Source organism: Clostridium sp. AF12-41, from assembly GCF_003461685.1.
Lineage (GTDB): Bacteria > Bacillota > Clostridia > Lachnospirales > Lachnospiraceae > Otoolea > Otoolea fessa.
The window spans coordinates 1-16,699 of sequence record NZ_QTXO01000008.1 but is presented as its reverse complement, the minus strand read 5'-3'; the positions used below and the strand labels follow the sequence as shown (position 1 = coordinate 16,699).

Sequence of the window (16,699 nt, the reverse complement as noted above, 5' to 3'; positions counted from 1 at the left end):
CAGGGTTGTGGATAATTCAAAAGTTATCCAGCCGGTTCCGGACAGTTTTACACAGCCTTTTTAACCATTCAAAAGGAGTCTGAACCCCTGTATTTTCGGGGCTGTCCGGAGAATTCCACATATTCACAGCCCCTACTACGATTGCGACGGAATTTATATATATCTTTTCTTTCCGTTCCACGTTATTTTTAGCAAAGGAGTTATCAACAAACATGAAGCTTTCATTTGAAAAAGATCATTTAATGAACGGCATCAACATTGTTCTGAAGGCCGTTCCTTCCAAAACCACCATGCCGATTCTCGAATGCATCCTGATCGATGCTGTTTCGGATGAGATCAAACTGACCGGCAACGATATGGAGCTGGGAATTGAGACGAAGGTCGAAGGAACGATCCTGGAACGTGGAAAAATCGCTCTTGATGCCAAGCTTTTTTCCGATATTATCCGCAAGCTCTCCGGCGAAAATTCTACGATCACGATCGAATCGGATGAAAAATACAACACGACGATCACCTGTGACAAGGCTATTTTCCAGATTCAGGGCAAGGACGGCGATGAATTTTCCTATATTCCCCACATTGAGCGGGATAAATTCATCACACTTTCCCAGTTTACCTTAAAAGAGATCATCCGCCAGACGATCTTCTCGATCTCGCCGAACGACAGCAACAAGATGATGACCGGTGAGCTGATGGAGGTCACCGGCAATGAACTTAAGCTCGTTTCCCTCGACGGACACCGCATGTCGATCCGCAAAGTTGCATTAAAAGAACAGTACGATGATATAAAAGTCATCGTTCCTGGCAAGACTTTAGGTGAGATCAGCAAGATCTTAAACGGTGACAACGACTCTGAGGTACAGATTTTCTTCAGCACCAACCACATCATGTTTGAATTTGACGACACGATCGTGTTATCCCGCCTGATTGAGGGCGAGTATTTCCGGATCAATCAGATGCTTTCCTCCGATTATGAGACGAAAGTTACCTTGAACCGCCGTGATTTCATGGATGCGATCGACCGTGCGAGCATTCTCGACCGTGAAAATGATAAGAAACCTTTGATCTTAAACTTTACCGATGAAGAAATGGAATTAAAGATGCATTCCGCCTTCGGTACGATGGATGCACGTCTGGCGATTACCAAGTTTGGAAAAGACCTGATGATCGGCTTCAACCCGAAGTTTTTGGGTGATGCGCTGCGAATCATCGATGATGAGGAAGTGACTCTGTACATGATGAATCCGAAATCCCCGTGCTTTATCCGGGACGAGGAGGAGACTTACATCTATCTGATCCTGCCGGTCAATTTCAATGCGGCAGCGATCTAACCTGCCATTTTTTGACATGGCAGGTGCAGGCAGACAGTGACAGAAAGGATCTGAAATAAGATGGAGATAAAACTGAGAGATGAATTTATAAAACTGGGTCAGGCGCTTAAGGCAGCCGGTCTGGTAGAGTCCGGCGTGGATGCTAAATTTGCGATTCAGGACGGGCTTGTGAAGGTCAATGGCGCGGTGGAGATGCAGCGCGGCAAGAAGCTTTACGACGGGGACAAAGTCGAGTATGACGGAGAGACCGTAACAATCACCAAATAAAGGATGGTTTCATGTTTATCGAATCGATCGAACTCAAAAATTACCGCAATTACGGGGAATTACATATGGATTTTGATCCGGGGACGAATGTTCTCTACGGGGACAACGCGCAGGGTAAAACCAATATTCTTGAAGCGGTCTACGTGTGTGCGACGACCAAGTCCCACCGCGGCAGCAAGGACAGGGAGATCATCGAATTCGGAGAGGACGAGTCCCACATCAAGATGCAGCTTCGCAAGGACGATGTGCCGTACCGGATTGACATGCATCTAAAGAAAAATAAGACGAAGGGCGTGGCGGTCAACGGGATCCCGATCCGGCGGGCGAGCGAGCTTTTCGGCATTGTTAACGTGGTGTTTTTTTCGCCGGAAGATCTGAATCTCATTAAGAACGGACCGGCGGATCGGCGCCGTTTTATTGATCTGGAATTATGCCAGTTAAACCGGCTCTACGTACATTCGCTGGTGCAGTACAACCGGGTGGTGATACAGAGAAATAAGCTCTTAAAGGAGCTGTTTTTCCATCCCGAGTACGAGGAGATGCTGGATATATGGGATATGCAGCTTGCTTCCTATGGGCGGGAGGTGAGCCAGTACCGGCGGGAATTTATCGGTGAATTAAACGAATTGATCCGTCCGATCCATCAGAAATTGTCGGGTGGAAAGGAAGAACTCGTCATCCAGTATGAGCCGAACACGGAGGCAGATCAGTTGGAAGCGGCAGTCAAAAAGAGCCGCGAGGCGGACCGGAAGCAGAAGACGACGCTGGTCGGACCACACCGGGATGACTTAAGTTTCTATGTCAACGGAATTGACATCCGGCGCTTCGGTTCACAGGGACAGCAGAGGACGGCGGCATTATCGCTCAAACTGGCGGAGATTGAGCTGGTTAAAAAGATCAAAAAGGAGTATCCGATCCTGCTTCTCGACGATGTTTTGTCGGAGTTAGATGGGAAACGGCAGGATCATCTGCTCGCCAGCATCCGTCATATACAGACGATCATTACCTGTACAGGCTTGGATGATTTTATCAGCCACAGCTTCCAGATAGATAAGACCTTTCGGGTCGTGAGCGGGACGGTCACCTGTGAACGTCCAAACAAGACAACTAGTCAGACATAAAACAGCAAGTGAAGGAGGAACTATGGGTTCAGAATACAGTGCAGATCAAATACAGATATTGGAGGGATTGGAGGCGGTCAGAAAGCGTCCTGGTATGTATATAGGCAGCACATCTGTAAGAGGCCTCCATCACCTGGTGTATGAGATAGTTGACAACTCCGTAGATGAGGCATTAGCCGGATTCTGCAGTCACATCGAGGTGCAGATCAATGCGGACAATTCCATCACGGTACAGGATGACGGTCGTGGCATTCCGGTTGATATTCAGAAAAAAGCCGGACTTCCGGCCGTTGAGGTTGTATTTACGATCCTGCATGCAGGCGGCAAGTTCGGCGGTGGCGGATATAAGGTATCAGGCGGACTTCACGGTGTAGGTGCATCGGTTGTAAACGCTCTTTCCGAGTGGCTGGAGGTTGAGATCTGCCGGGATGGAAAGGTATATAAGCAGCGCTATGAGCGGGGCAAAACCATGTATCCGCTGAAAGTAGTCGGTGAGTGTGCTCCGGATAAGCACGGCACACGGGTTGTATTCCTGCCGGATAAGGAGATTTTCGAGGAAACGGTCTACGACTATGATACGTTAAAAGTACGCCTGCGTGAGACGGCATTCCTGACGAAAAACCTCCGGATCACGCTGCGTGATGACCGCGAGGTAAAGCATGAGAAGACTTTCCATTACGAGGGCGGTATCAAGGAATTTGTCACCTACTTGAACCGGAGCAATGAGAAGCTCTATGAGCCGGTTATTTACTGCGAGGGCATCAAGGACAAGGTATTTGTCGAGGTGGCGATGCAGCATAACGATTCCTACACGGAAAATATCTACACATTCGTCAACAATATCAATACCCCGGAGGGCGGTACGCATCTGGCTGGTTTCAAGAGCGCGCTGACGAAGACTTTTAACGATTATGCAAAGAAAAATAAGCTTCTCAAGGAAAATGAACCGGCGCTCAGCGGCGAGGATATCCGCGAGGGCATTACAGCCATCATCAGCGTCAAGATCGAGGAGCCTCAGTTTGAGGGACAGACGAAGCAGAAACTCGGCAACAGCGAGGCCCGCGCGGCGGTTGATGCGATCGTGAGCGAGCAGCTGACGTATTTCTTAGAGCAGAATCCGGCGGTTGCCAAGATCATCTGTGAGAAATCGATTCTTGCCAAGAGAGCCCGCGACGCAGCCCGCAAGGCCCGCGAGATGACGAGACGTAAATCAGCGCTCGATGGCATGGCGCTTCCAGGAAAGTTAGCCGACTGTTCCGATAAGAATCCGGAAAACTGCGAGATCTACATCGTAGAGGGAGATTCCGCGGGCGGTTCCGCCAAAGAGGCGAGAAATAAATCCAATCAGGCTATCCTGCCTCTTCGAGGCAAGATCTTAAACGTAGAAAAAGCAAGACTTGATCGAATTTACGGCAATGCGGAGATCCGTGCGATGATCACGGCATTTGGTACCGGTATTCATGAAGATTTTGATATTTCAAAACTTCGTTACAACAAGATCATTATCATGACCGATGCCGATGTGGATGGTGCACATATCAGTACCCTGCTTCTGACGTTCCTGTATCGTTTTATGCCGGATTTGATCCGGGAAGGACATGTATATCTGGCACAGCCGCCGCTTTATAAGATCGAGAAGAATAAGCGTGTCTGGTATGCATACAGCGATGATGAGCTGAATTCGATTCTGACTGAGATTGGGCGTGACAACAACAATAAGATCCAGCGTTATAAAGGTCTGGGTGAGATGGACGCGGAACAGCTTTGGGAGACGACTATGGATCCGGAGCGCCGAATTCTTCTCCGTGTCCAGATCGACAGTGAGACTGCTTCGGAGGTTGATCTGACATTTGCTACCCTGATGGGGGATCAGGTTGAGCCGCGCCGTGAGTTTATCGAGGCAAATGCGAAGTACGTAAAGAACCTGGATATTTAATTAAATTTAAGTCACTTAAATCCTTTTGAGGACGAAAGGAGTATAGATGGAACCAAATATATTTGACAAAATTCATGACATTGATCTGAAAAAGACAATGGAAACGTCTTACATCGATTATGCGATGAGCGTTATTGCTGCCCGTGCACTTCCGGATGTGCGGGATGGCTTAAAGCCGGTACAGAGACGTGTTCTGTATTCCATGGTCGAGCTGAATAACGGGCCGGATAAGCCCCACCGTAAGTCAGCCCGTATCGTCGGTGATACAATGGGTAAATACCACCCGCACGGCGACAGCTCCATTTACGGCGCATTGGTTAATATGGCTCAGAAATGGGCTACCCGTTACCCGCTTGTAGATGGACATGGAAACTTCGGTTCCATGGACGGTGATGGTGCCGCAGCGATGCGATATACCGAGGCGAGACTGAGCCGTATTTCCATGGAGATGCTGGCAGATATCGGCAAGAATACCGTTGATTTTATGCCGAACTTTGATGAGACTGAGAAAGAACCGACGGTTCTTCCGGCTCGTTTTCCCAATATTCTGGTAAATGGCGGCACCGGTATCGCCGTTGGTATGGCAACGAATATTCCGCCTCACAACCTGCGTGAGGTAATTGCTGCCGTTGTCAAGATCATAGACAACCGGGTGGAGGAAGACCGCCCGACTACCATCGAAGAACTGATGGAGATCGTAAAGGGACCTGATTTCCCGACAGGAGCAACCATCCTTGGAAAAGCAGGCATCGAAGAAGCGTACAGAACCGGACGCGGCAAGATCCGTGTACGGGCTGTATACAATATCGAGGCCATGGCAAATGGCAAGAGCCGTATCATCGTGACAGAGCTTCCTTATGCAGTGAATAAGGCTCGTTTGATCGAAAAGATCGCAGAGCTTGTAAAGGATAAAAAGCTTGATGGAATCACGGATCTGCGTGATGAATCCAACCGTGAGGGACTTCGGATCTGCATTGAACTGCGCCGTGATGTGAATGCCAATGTCATCATGAACCGTCTGCTGAAGCATACACAGCTGCAGGACACCTTTGGTGTGATTATGCTGGCGCTGGTTAATAATGAGCCGCGTATCTTAAATCTGCAGCAGATCCTGGAATATTACTTAAAGCACCAGGAGGATGTGGTAACCAGAAGAACCAAATATGATCTGAACAAGGCAGAAGAGAGAGCCCATATTTTGGAAGGTCTTTTAAAGGCACTGGATCATATCGATGAGGTTATTAAGATCATCCGCGGTTCTGCCAATGTTCAGGCGGCGAAAGCTCAGTTAATGGAGCGTTTTGATCTTTCGGATGCACAGGCACAGGCCATCGTAGATATGCGTCTGCGTGCTCTGACCGGTCTGGAACGCGAGAAACTGGAAAATGAATATAAAGAGCTGGAGGCAAAGATTGCAGAGTTGAAAGCGATTCTGGCAGATGAGAAGAAACTTCTGTGTGTTATCAAGGAGGAGATCTCCCTCATCGCTGATAAATACGGAGATGACCGCCGTACCGCCATCGGATATGATGAATACGATATGTCTGCGGAGGATTTGATCCCGGATGACGATATCGTTGTGACCATGACCAATTTTGGCTATATTAAGAGAATGTCCAGCGATAATTTCAAGAGCCAGAACCGCGGAGGCAAGGGAATCAAGGGCATGCAGACTATTGAGGAAGATTATATCGAAGATCTGCTGATGACCACAACCCATCATTATGTGATGTTCTTTACCAACAAGGGACGCGTATACCGTCTGAAGGGATACGAGATTCCGGAGGCAGGACGCACTGCCAGAGGTACTGCCATCGTGAATCTGCTTCCGCTGATGCCAGGCGAGAAGATCACATCCATCGTTCCTATGAAGGAGATCGATGATGAGAAATATCTCTTCATGGCAACCCGCAATGGTATGGTTAAGAAGACTCCGATGAAGGAATACAGCAATGTCCGCAAGAACGGTCTTCAGGCGATTGTACTTCGTGATGACGATGAATTGATCGAAGTTAAGGCTACCGATAATACCGAAGATATTTTCCTGATCACAAAGAAAGGTATGTGTATCCGATTCCATGAGACCGATGTCCGCGTAACAGGCCGTGTTTCCATGGGGGTTATCGGCATGAAGTTTGATGAAGGCGATGAAGTCATCGGTATGCAGATGGCCAGCCAGGGAGAATGCCTGCTGGTGGTATCGGAAAATGGTTATGGAAAACGCACTCCGATTGATGAATTTACAGCCCAGAACCGAGGCGGCAAGGGCGTGCGCTGCTATAAGATCATCGACAAAACCGGTGATTTGGTGGGTGCAAAGCTGGTAGATAATGAGCGCAAGATCATGCTGATTACCAATGAAGGCATCATCATCAAGATGGCAGTCAGCGACATCTCGATTATCGGACGCAATACCTCCGGTGTGAAGCTGATGAGTATTGATGCTGAATCCGGCATAGCAGTTGCAAGCATCGCCAAGGTGCGGGAGAGCGACAAGGATGAGGATGAAGAAGACGAATTTCTGGAGGAACAGGACGGAGAAGAAACCGAATCTGAGAATACGGAAGAATAAAAGTTACAGTTCAGCCATGCGCTGGTTTGAATGAGAAAGTGTGTTGCAAGCTTGCTTGCATAAGCACTTTTTCATCCAAATCAGCATATGGTGGACCCACCATGCTTCTTGTTTTCATGAATATGGAAACAAGAAGATGTCATGGCTGAACTGTAACGAATAAAAAGTAAAAAAGATCAGATATCCTTGATCCTTGAAAAGAAAATCATAAAAAAGAGAACATCCGGCAATTCATAAACTGGAATTAGCGGGTGTTCTCTTTTTGATCTTTATAAGGCGCAGTATTTTAACAGCGTCACAGCGTCGTTTCTCTCTGAATGAGTCGGCACCTGAATTCCTGGTAGGTAAATTCAGATTCACGGTTTTCGATCATAGCAAGAAGAAGTTTGGCAGCATACTCGCCCATTTGATCGTAGGGAATATCAATGCCGCTGATAGAAGGATAGTCCATTTCATAGAAATTCACCTCGTTCAGGAAGATATGGCGAATTCTCTGAGGGATGGAAAAGCCTGTTTTTAATATTTCACGCTGCAGCAGCAGTCCAATGTCGTAGTTTTGAGAAATGGCAAGATCAAAACTGCGGTTTTCCATGTATTTAGCTAAAAATTGCTGCAGATGAATCAGATCACGATCCTTGATAGGGCAGATCACGTGCTCCAGATGGCAGTTCGGTGCCGTCCGGCGAAGCAGGGATTCAAAAAGCGGATATTTATTATTAACTAAAAGACCGTCATTGCTGATGGAAAAATACCGCACTTCGCGGATTTCCTTTTCCAGACAGAAGGAGGCACATTCCTGCAGGGCATATTCAAATGCATGGGGGAACGGCGTTTTTTTTGAGAAAACCCCGTCCATACAGATAACCACATAGGGAATATGATTTTCATCGGCCGGTTTTGTAAAAGCAGCGTGATCATCGTTGGAAATAAAAATGAGTCCATCGATCACGTTGGAATAATAGCTTTTGACATAATCCGGAGAAGAATCTATATCATCCATTTCATTGAAAATCGTGATGGTATAGTCGATCTGGGACAGGTACTGGCTGATTCCGGTAAAAGCATTTAAGAAAGCCTGGCGGCTGTAATCCTTTGCACATACAATTCCGATGGACGTGCAGTTTTTGGTCCGCATGCTTTTGGCGGAAGCATTGGGATAGTAGTGAAGTGTTTCAACGGCATCTAAAACCTTGCGTCTGGTTTCCTCACTGATCTTCTGATTCTGGCGATTATTGATCACATAAGATACAGTCGCCTGAGAGACTCCGCAGAGTTTTGCGATGTCTTTTGCAGTAACATTTTTTTTCATAATTTTGTAGACTCCTTATAACACTTTTACAGTTTATTAAATTTCTCTAAAAATGTCTATAGAAATTCACTAAAATACACAATAATTTAATATTGCTAAAAAAATAATTGAAATGCCGATCCTTTTGTGATATTCTAACAATACAAAATTCACTTATACGTATAAGCTTGGAATGGAGGAAAAAATGGGAAAAGCAAACGAACAAGCAAAAGATAAGCCTTCGTTATTAAACCGCTGGCTGAACGGAATTGAGAAAGTCGGAAATAAACTTCCGCATCCGATTTCTATTTTTGCAATTTTAGTTCTCTTTGTTATCGTTCTTTCTGCTGTCTGTGAGATGGCTGGAGTTTCGGCAACAGGTGAACTGGTTAACCGTTCTAAGGGAGTCGTAGAGACTCAGACGGTTCAGGCTGTCAGCCTTTTGAATGGTGAGGGGCTTGTGTACATGCTGACACATGCAATCACTAACTTTACAGGATTCGCTCCTTTGGGAGTTGTCCTGGTAGCTATGTTTGGTATCGGACTTCTGGAGGACAGTGGTTTAATCGGCGGCGCATTAAAGTCTGCTGTAGAGGTTACTCCGGCTAAGTTAATCACTCCGATGATCGTATTCTTAGGCGTTATGTCCAACCTGGCCGATGCAGTTGGATACATCGTTCTGATTCCGATCGCAGCACTGATGTTCATGGCATACAATCGTCATCCGGTAGTTGGTATGGCTGCAGCATTTGCAGGTGTATCCGGTGGTTTCTCTGCAAACTTATTAATCGGTACTCTGGATCCGCTTCTTTGCGGTATTACCAACGAGGCTGTAAAGATGGTAGACCCGACTTATGTAGTTGAGCCGACCGGAAACTGGTACTTCATGATGGTGTCTACCTTCCTGATCACAATCTTAGGTACTATCATCACTGAGAAAGTCGTTGCACCGCGTTTTGGTGAGTATCACGGCAATGGGGAAGAGAATGAAACAAGCTCTGAGTATAAATTAAACGACCAGGAAAGAAAAGCTCTGAAAGTAGCTGGTTTAACCTTACTGGTTATGATTCTGGTTCTGGTAGCTTTCTGTCTCCCGGCTAACTCTGTTATGAGAGCTGAGGACGGAACACTGTTAGGAAACTCCCCGTTCATGGAGGGCATCATCCCAATTATCACTGTACTTTTCTTCGTACCGTCTGTTGTATATGGTCATATGACTGGTGTATATCACGGAGAGAAGGATGTCTGCAACGCAATGGGACGTGCCATGGGAACCATGAGCTCCTACATCGCTCTGACCTTTGTGGCAGCACAGTTTATTAACTTCTTTGGTTATACCAAATTAGGAACGATCCTTGCATTAAAGGGAGCTGAGTTCTTTAGAAACTCTGGTATTGGAACTATCCCGACCATGATCTTATTCGTTCTTTTTGCAGCATTCATCAACCTGTTCATGGGTTCTGCATCTGCAAAATGGGCTCTGATCGCGCCGGTATTCGTACCGATGTTCATGCTGTTAGGTTACACACCGGAGTTCGCTCAGGTTGCTTACCGTATCGGTGACTCCTGTACAAACGTTATCACTCCGATGATGTCCTATTTCGCAATGATTATCGTATTCATGAAGAAATACGATAAAGAGGCTGGTATCGGAACCCTGGTTTCCACCATGCTTCCGTACAGTATCTGCTTCCTGATTGGATGGAGTATCCTGTTAGTATTATGGATCGTACTTAACCTTCCGTTAGGACCGGGCGTTGGAATGTTTCTTGGCTAATGGGGCTGAATTGTTACGATAATTTAAATAACTAGAATAAGATGTACTCTGGGAATGTTTTATGCGGAATGCATAGACATTCCAGGAGTACATATTTTTTCAAAAAAATTGCATGAAGGAGGAAATAATGAACCAGACAAATATAAAAATTGGACAATTAAGAGATCGCATGAAAGAACTGGGAATCGATGCATACCTGGTTCCGACTGCGGATTTTCATGAATCTGAGTATGTAGGCGAATTCTTTAAATGCCGTCACTTCCTGACCGGTTTCAACGGAACCGCTGGAACGGCTGTTATCACTATGGACAAAGCCGGACTCTGGACAGACGGAAGATACTTTGTACAGGCAGAAGAGCAGCTTTCAGGCAGTGAGATCAAATTATACCGCATGGGTGAATCTGAATTTCCGACTCTGGACGAGTTTTTAGAGGAGGAGCTTCCGGTTGATGGATGCCTTGGATTTGACGGCCGTGTTGTAAACTCTGAGCTGGGGTATGGTCTTCAGAACTTACTGCAGGAAAAAAATGTAACAATCAACTGCAGCAAGGATCTGGTAGGTGAGATCTGGACTTCCCGTCCGGCTATGTCCTGCGAGCCTATCTGGAGCCTGGATGTAAAATATGCCGGAAAGAGTACCGTAGAGAAACTTTCTGATCTTCGTGATGCCATGAAGAAAAATAAAGCACAGATTCATCTGATGACGGCCCTGGATGAAATCGCATGGTTATTCAATCTCCGTGGAAACGATATTGTAAATAACCCGGTATTTCTGTCCTATGCACTTATTACACAGGATGAAGCTTATTTATACGTACAGAAAGAAGCCATCAAAGAAGATACTAAGATGGGAAAAGAGGTTTGTGCGGCTTTAGCTGAGGCAAAGGTTCAGGTAAAAGAGTATGCGGAATTCTTACAGGATGTGGCAGCCCTGAAGAATGAGAAGATTCTTCTGGAACGCAAGAAAGCAAGCTTTGCTGTATGCGAGAGCATTGATGCTTCCTGCCGTATTATAGACGAGATGAATCCTTGTGCGACCATGAAGGCTGTTAAGAATGCGACCGAGATCGAAAATATGCGTAGGGCCCATTTAAAAGATGGCATTGCTGTTACCAAGTTTATGTACTGGCTGAAGCATACCATCGGAACCTGCGATATGACAGAGATGACAGCGGCTCATAAAATTGAAGAACTGCGAGCAGAGCAGGGCAACTATATCGAGCCAAGTTTCGTAACCATTGCCGCTTACAAGGAAAATGCAGCAATGTGCCATTATCATCCAAGCGATGAGGTATGCAAGAAATTAAAACCGGAAGGTCTTCTGCTGGTAGATTCCGGCGGACAGTATTTAGAGGGAACTACTGATATCACAAGAACCTATGCATTAGGACCTCTGACCGAGAAGGAAAAAGAGTACTACACAATCGTAGCAGCCGCTATGCTGAAGGTATCAACCATGAAGTTCCTTCACGGCTGCCGGGGAATCAACTTAGACTACACCATCCGTGAAGCATTCTGGAAACGTGGTCTTGATTTTGCACATGGTACCGGACATGGTGTTGGATATCTTTCTAACGTACATGAGAGACCGAACGGACTGCGCTGGAAGGTTGTTCCGGAGCGTCAGGACAGTGCTGTGATTGAGCCGGGCATGATCTGCTCCGATGAGCCGGGTCTGTACTTTGCTGGCGATTTCGGAACCAGAACAGAGAACCTGATCTTATGTGTCGAGGATGAGAAAAATGAGTACGGACAGTTCCTGAAGTTCGAATTCCTGACCAAGGCGCCGATTGACTTAGAGGCACTGGATACACGTTTCATGGATGACGCGGATATCGAGCGCTTAAATACATACCATAAAGACGTATACGAAACCATTTCTCCGTATATGAATGACGAAGAAAAAGAGTGGTTAAAACACGTAACAAGAGAAATTTCAAGATAATATGATGTTACAGTTTAGCCATGCGCTGGTTTGAATGAATATGGAAACAAGAAGATGTCATGGCTGAACTGTAACAATATAATACCTCCTGAATAGATAAGTAGAACGTCCGTGAGACTTGGCGCGTGATTCTGGTCAGCAAAGCTGGCATATTCCTATCAGAATCACTGCGCATGAGATCAAAATCTATTCAGGGGGTATTTTTATTACATCTATTCAGAAATGATTGCAAGATTATTTAATTTCTATTATGATGATATAAGAGTCATTAATGATTAAGAGATGCGGTTCTGTCAGCAGGGGCAGATAAAAATTTCATGGAAGAAGGGTAGTTTTCAAATGAGAAGAATCAATGTTGAAACCATTACACAGAATATCAAAGAAATGTGCATTGAGGCCAACCATTTTCTGTCACCGGATATGAAAAAGGTGTTTGATGAGGCGGCAGCGAGTGAAGAATCTCCATTGGGACGTCAGATTTTAGGCCAGCTGGAAGAAAACTTATGTATCGCTGGTGAGGAGATGATTCCGATCTGCCAGGATACCGGAATGGCAGTTGTGTTTATCAAGGTAGGACAGGATGTACATCTGATCGGCGGTTCTCTGACTGATGCTATCAATGAGGGCGTGCGCCAGGGATATGTAGACGGATATCTCCGTAAATCCGTGGTTAAGGATCCGATTTACCGTGAGAATACGAAGGATAATACACCGGCTATCATTCATTATGAGATCGTAGAGGGTGAGCAGGTAGAGATCACGGTGGCTCCGAAGGGATTTGGAAGTGAAAATATGAGCCGTGTGTTCATGCTGAAACCGGCAGATGGAATTGAAGGAGTCAAGGATACTATTCTGACAGCGGTGCGGGATGCGGGACCGAATGCCTGTCCTCCGATGGTAGTAGGCGTTGGAATCGGTGGAACCTTTGAAAAGTGTGCAGAGATGGCGAAGCACGCGCTGACCAGAAATCTGGAAGAGGAATCACCGGTTGAGTATGTGCGTGATCTGGAAAAAGAAATGCTTGAAAAGATCAATAACCTTGGGATCGGTCCTGGCGGATTAGGCGGACGGACAACCGCCCTGGCTGTCAATATTGAAACCTACCCGACCCATATTGCAGGGCTGCCGGTAGGCATCAATATCTGCTGTCATGTAAATCGTCATGCGCACAGAGTGATTTGATGAATATTTTTAGGATTGCGGAAGTGCGAAGCACATAGCAATCCGGTATCAAAAGGGGAAAAATCTCTTGTGACCCAAACATCATTTGATAGTATAAAGAATGTACTCTCGGAGTTTTTCCTGCACAAAAAGATACCGAGAGTACATAAGATAGATTTGGAGGAAAATATGGATAGAACAATCACAGCTCCAATTGACAGGGAGACATTAAAAAGCCTGCATGCAGGTGATTATGTATATATAAGCGGAACCATCTATACGGCACGTGATGCAGCTCATAAGCGCATGATAGAGACGCTGGATGAAGGAAGAGAACTTCCACTTGATCTGAAAGATAATGTAATTTATTATATGGGACCGTCACCGGCCAGAGAGGGCCGTCCGATTGGTTCTGCAGGTCCAACCACAGCCAGCCGTATGGATAAATATACTCCGAGACTTCTGGATCTCGGCATGGGAGCCATGATCGGAAAAGGAAAGAGAAGCCAGGCAGTCATCGATGCCATCGTTCGCAATGGTGCCGTTTATTTTGCGGCAGTGGGCGGAGCCGGAGCAATTCTTTCAAAGTGCATTAAGGAATCGGAAGTGATTGCATACGATGATCTGGGAACAGAGGCGATCCGAAAATTGACGGTAGAAAATATGCCTATGATCGTGGTAATTGATTCCGAAGGAAACAATCTTTACGAGACCGCAGTAAAGGAATATCAGAGATAGGACAATAAGATATCAGATGTGAGATAACTCCCATCCCGCAGCAAGAATGCAGATGCATGTTAGAGTTTTATGAAGAGAGGTTATTTGCTGTTTGGCAAATAACCTCTTTGTCGTGAAGAATAAAGGTAACTGTGAACAGCTACGAATAAAGTTATAATTGATAGAGATAAACCATGATTGGCATGGTTATCATACAGAATAGAGTGGTAATTACGTTAATGGCACCAGCATAGCGGGCATCTTTTCCATATACCTGAGCCATCTGCGTGATTGTGGAGGCGGATGGGGTGATTGTGGCTAACAGGGTGACAAGCAGAATTTGTGAACCATTCTCAGCAAAAGAAGCAAGGTCGCTGAATTTAAGAAGTAAAATTGTCAAAAGCGGTACACCGATGAGCCGCAGAATCGTGACAAGTCCAATATGGGGAAAAGTCAGAATTTCCTGGGGCGTGGTTCCGGCAATCAGCATTCCTGAGATCAGCATGGCCAAAGGACCAATCATGCTTCCCAGGGAGCGGACAGCGCTGTCCACTGGACCGGGAAGTGAAATCTGTGCCAAGAATAGAAAAATACCGAATAAAATGGCAATCATATTTGTATTTGTTATGATTTTTTTAAAATCAGGCTTCTTTTCTTCACAGATCATCATTTTTCCATGACTCCAGAGAAGAAAAAGCTGTACAGAGACGTAGGCGCTGGAATAAATAACCCAGTCTGGTCCTAGAATAGAGGAAACAAGTGGTATAACAAGATTTCCTGCATTAGAGTAGATGATAGAGGCTTTTTCAACTCCGTTAAGATGAAGAAGAGGTCCTATAAAGTAAAAAAGAACAATCAGGATGAGATGGATCAATACAGCAGCAGCCACCGCCAAAAGAAGCCCATTTAGGATGGAAGGGCTGCAGCTGACCTGAAAAGCAGATAAAATCGAACAGGGGACTACGATATAGACAGACAGGCGTGAGAGAATGCGGCTGTCATCTGAGCGGCAAATGCCAGTCTTTACCAAAACAAAGCCTAAAAACATGACGATAAATAATGCCGCAATTTTACCAACTAAAATTCCAATGGACATAATGCGTTTGCTACCTCCTCATAACAGGGCATAGAGACAGAATATTTTTTTGCAAGTCGGAGGGGCTCCATGACAAGTCCGTCCAGTTCCGATGGTTTTCCTTCCATTATGTCACGCTGCATGGAAGTAGTGGCATCGGCAGATAAGTTAGAAAGAATTTCCAGATTTATTTTTACATAGTCTTTTTCAAAGGGATATCCCATGGCAGCAGCCAGGGTACTGATCTCACGAATCATGGATTTAAATAATTCACGGGCAGCTCCTTCCTTTTGAAAATCTCCGGCTACGGCATGAAGGTAGACTCCGGCAGCTCCGATAGGGGAGACATAGGAAAATTTCTCCAAAGCATCCCTTTGGATATGGGTGGATAAAACTCCATCGATACCGCTTTCGCAAAGATCTGATTGAATGGCTGATAAAATCGGAGAAATATAGGAAGGATTCCTGGAACCGAAGACAACCCTTAAGATAGGACCGTGCTGAACCAGAACACCGGGATGTTCTAAGGATGCAGAAACATAGATGCATCCATCCAGAACGGTACAATCCGGTAATTCTTTCTGCACCCTGGCACCGGTTCCATATATATTTAAGATGGGAATAATAATTGTGCGGGGACCAGCGGTCTGTCGGATAAAAGGAAGAACGGAATCAAGGGAATATTCTTTTACGCATATAAAGATAACCTCCGGAGCCAGGGAAAGAGCACAGGATTCTTCCATGGATAATGCACGAACCTCCAGATGTTCTTCCGTCTGATCCCAGAGATGACGAATGATGAGACCGTTATTACGCATAGCATCAAGGTTGGAACCACGGGCAATGAATGTAACATCCTTTCCGGCTTTTGTAAGAGCAGAGCCAAGAATTCCACCAGTACCGCCGGCTCCCAGGATCATATATTTTAAATTCATAAAAAACTCCTTTCTGAATCCTAATCTGGATTGCTTCGTGCGATGCGGTGCACTCCTGCAATCCGCCAAAACATCTCGCTAAGTGCTTATAGTATCATATCATAAAATATATTGAAAAATGGTGGTTTAAAGGAAATAAAAAAAAAGAAAAAACTTGGATGAATTTGCTTGACATTTTAAATTTTCTTTGATACAATGAGATACGCGTCTGACAAAGAAATGCGTTAAGATGCAATTAAATATTTTTTTTATTACTGCGGAGAAATACTCAAGAGGCCGAAGAGGCGCCCCTGCTAAGGGTGTAGGTCGGGCAACCGGCGCGAGGGTTCAAATCCCTCTTTCTCCGTTTCTTTTTTTAAAAAAGGCTAGAAAAAATAAAAAAAGTGCTTGACACTGATGAGTTTTCGTGATAAACTAGCTGAGCTGTTGAAGAAACGGCGCTTTTGAAAAAGAAAAACAAAAAATAAATTAAAAAAGTTGTTGACAAGCAAGAATGCTTATGATAGAATATATGAGCTGTCGCTGAGACAACAAAGAACCTTGAAAACTGAACAGTATGTAAAACCCTGAAAAT

General features: G+C 45.4%; 12 protein-coding genes and 1 tRNA gene. 10 read left to right on the top strand and 3 right to left on the bottom strand.

All coding sequences use genetic code 11. The features are described from left to right. Window positions 1–212 precede the first annotated feature (212 nt). The 5 genes from dnaN to gyrA are packed head-to-tail and all read left to right on the top strand — an operon-like array spanning window position 213 to window position 7,227. Window positions 213–1,331, top strand: a complete 1,119-nt coding sequence (dnaN, locus tag DWV73_RS11425; protein ID WP_117796772.1) for a DNA polymerase III subunit beta — start codon at window positions 213–215, stop codon at window positions 1,329–1,331. 60 nt (window positions 1,332–1,391) lie between these two features. Continuing rightward, complete coding sequence (locus DWV73_RS11420; RefSeq protein ID WP_107000960.1) at window positions 1,392–1,598, top strand: RNA-binding S4 domain-containing protein; 207 nt, start codon at window positions 1,392–1,394, stop codon at window positions 1,596–1,598. An 11-nt stretch (window positions 1,599–1,609) separates the two neighbouring features. Then, on the top strand, window positions 1,610–2,719 hold the full coding sequence (gene recF / locus DWV73_RS11415) for a DNA replication/repair protein RecF (RefSeq protein ID WP_117796771.1): 1,110 nt from the start codon (window positions 1,610–1,612) through the stop codon (window positions 2,717–2,719). A 22-nt stretch (window positions 2,720–2,741) separates the two neighbouring features. Continuing rightward, complete coding sequence (gene gyrB, locus DWV73_RS11410) at window positions 2,742–4,655, top strand: DNA topoisomerase (ATP-hydrolyzing) subunit B (RefSeq protein ID WP_117796770.1); 1,914 nt, start codon at window positions 2,742–2,744, stop codon at window positions 4,653–4,655. A gap of 46 nt (window positions 4,656–4,701) precedes the next feature. Next, window positions 4,702–7,227 (top strand): DNA gyrase subunit A, encoded by a 2,526-nt coding sequence (gene gyrA / locus DWV73_RS11405; RefSeq protein ID WP_117796769.1) that lies wholly within the window; start codon window positions 4,702–4,704, stop codon window positions 7,225–7,227. Window positions 7,228–7,522: 295 nt separating this feature from the next. On the opposite strand, the gene DWV73_RS11400 is transcribed toward gyrA, so the two are convergent. Continuing rightward, window positions 7,523–8,536, bottom strand: coding sequence for a LacI family DNA-binding transcriptional regulator (locus tag DWV73_RS11400; RefSeq protein ID WP_117796768.1), 1,014 nt, complete (start codon window positions 8,534–8,536; stop codon window positions 7,523–7,525). Window positions 8,537–8,720: 184 nt separating this feature from the next. Here DWV73_RS11400 and DWV73_RS11395 point away from each other — a divergent pair, with 184 nt between their 5' ends. The 4 genes from DWV73_RS11395 (at window position 8,721) to DWV73_RS11380 (ending at window position 14,136) form a co-directional block, all read left to right on the top strand. Continuing rightward, window positions 8,721–10,292, top strand: coding sequence for an AbgT family transporter (locus tag DWV73_RS11395; protein ID WP_107000965.1), 1,572 nt, complete (start codon window positions 8,721–8,723; stop codon window positions 10,290–10,292). A 127-nt stretch (window positions 10,293–10,419) separates the two neighbouring features. Next, window positions 10,420–12,237 carry an aminopeptidase P family N-terminal domain-containing protein gene (locus tag DWV73_RS11390; RefSeq protein ID WP_242995807.1) on the top strand — a complete coding sequence of 606 codons (1,818 nt, stop codon included), beginning with the start codon at window positions 10,420–10,422 and terminating at the stop codon, window positions 12,235–12,237. Between the two features lie 339 nt (window positions 12,238–12,576). Next, window positions 12,577–13,419: a fumarate hydratase gene (locus tag DWV73_RS11385; protein WP_117796766.1), complete on the top strand. Its 843-nt coding sequence runs from the start codon at window positions 12,577–12,579 to the stop codon at window positions 13,417–13,419. A gap of 132 nt (window positions 13,420–13,551) precedes the next feature. Next, a complete protein-coding gene (locus tag DWV73_RS11380; protein WP_333491446.1) occupies window positions 13,552–14,136 on the top strand; it encodes a Fe-S-containing hydro-lyase in 585 nt (194 codons plus the stop codon). Window positions 14,137–14,287: 151 nt separating this feature from the next. Here the strand turns inward: DWV73_RS11380 and DWV73_RS11375 are convergent, their stop codons facing one another. Both DWV73_RS11375 and DWV73_RS11370 read right to left on the bottom strand, forming a co-directional pair. Next, complete coding sequence (locus tag DWV73_RS11375) at window positions 14,288–15,211, bottom strand: AEC family transporter (protein ID WP_117796765.1); 924 nt, start codon at window positions 15,209–15,211, stop codon at window positions 14,288–14,290. Next, entirely contained in the window at window positions 15,193–16,125 is a 933-nt protein-coding gene (locus DWV73_RS11370; RefSeq protein WP_117796764.1) for a 2-dehydropantoate 2-reductase, read from the bottom strand. Before DWV73_RS11370 ends, DWV73_RS11375 begins: the two co-directional genes overlap by 19 nt. 258 nt (window positions 16,126–16,383) lie before the next feature. On the opposite strand from DWV73_RS11370, the gene DWV73_RS11365 reads away from it, so the two are divergent. Then, window positions 16,384–16,471, top strand: a tRNA-Ser gene (locus DWV73_RS11365). Window positions 16,472–16,699 lie beyond the last annotated feature (228 nt).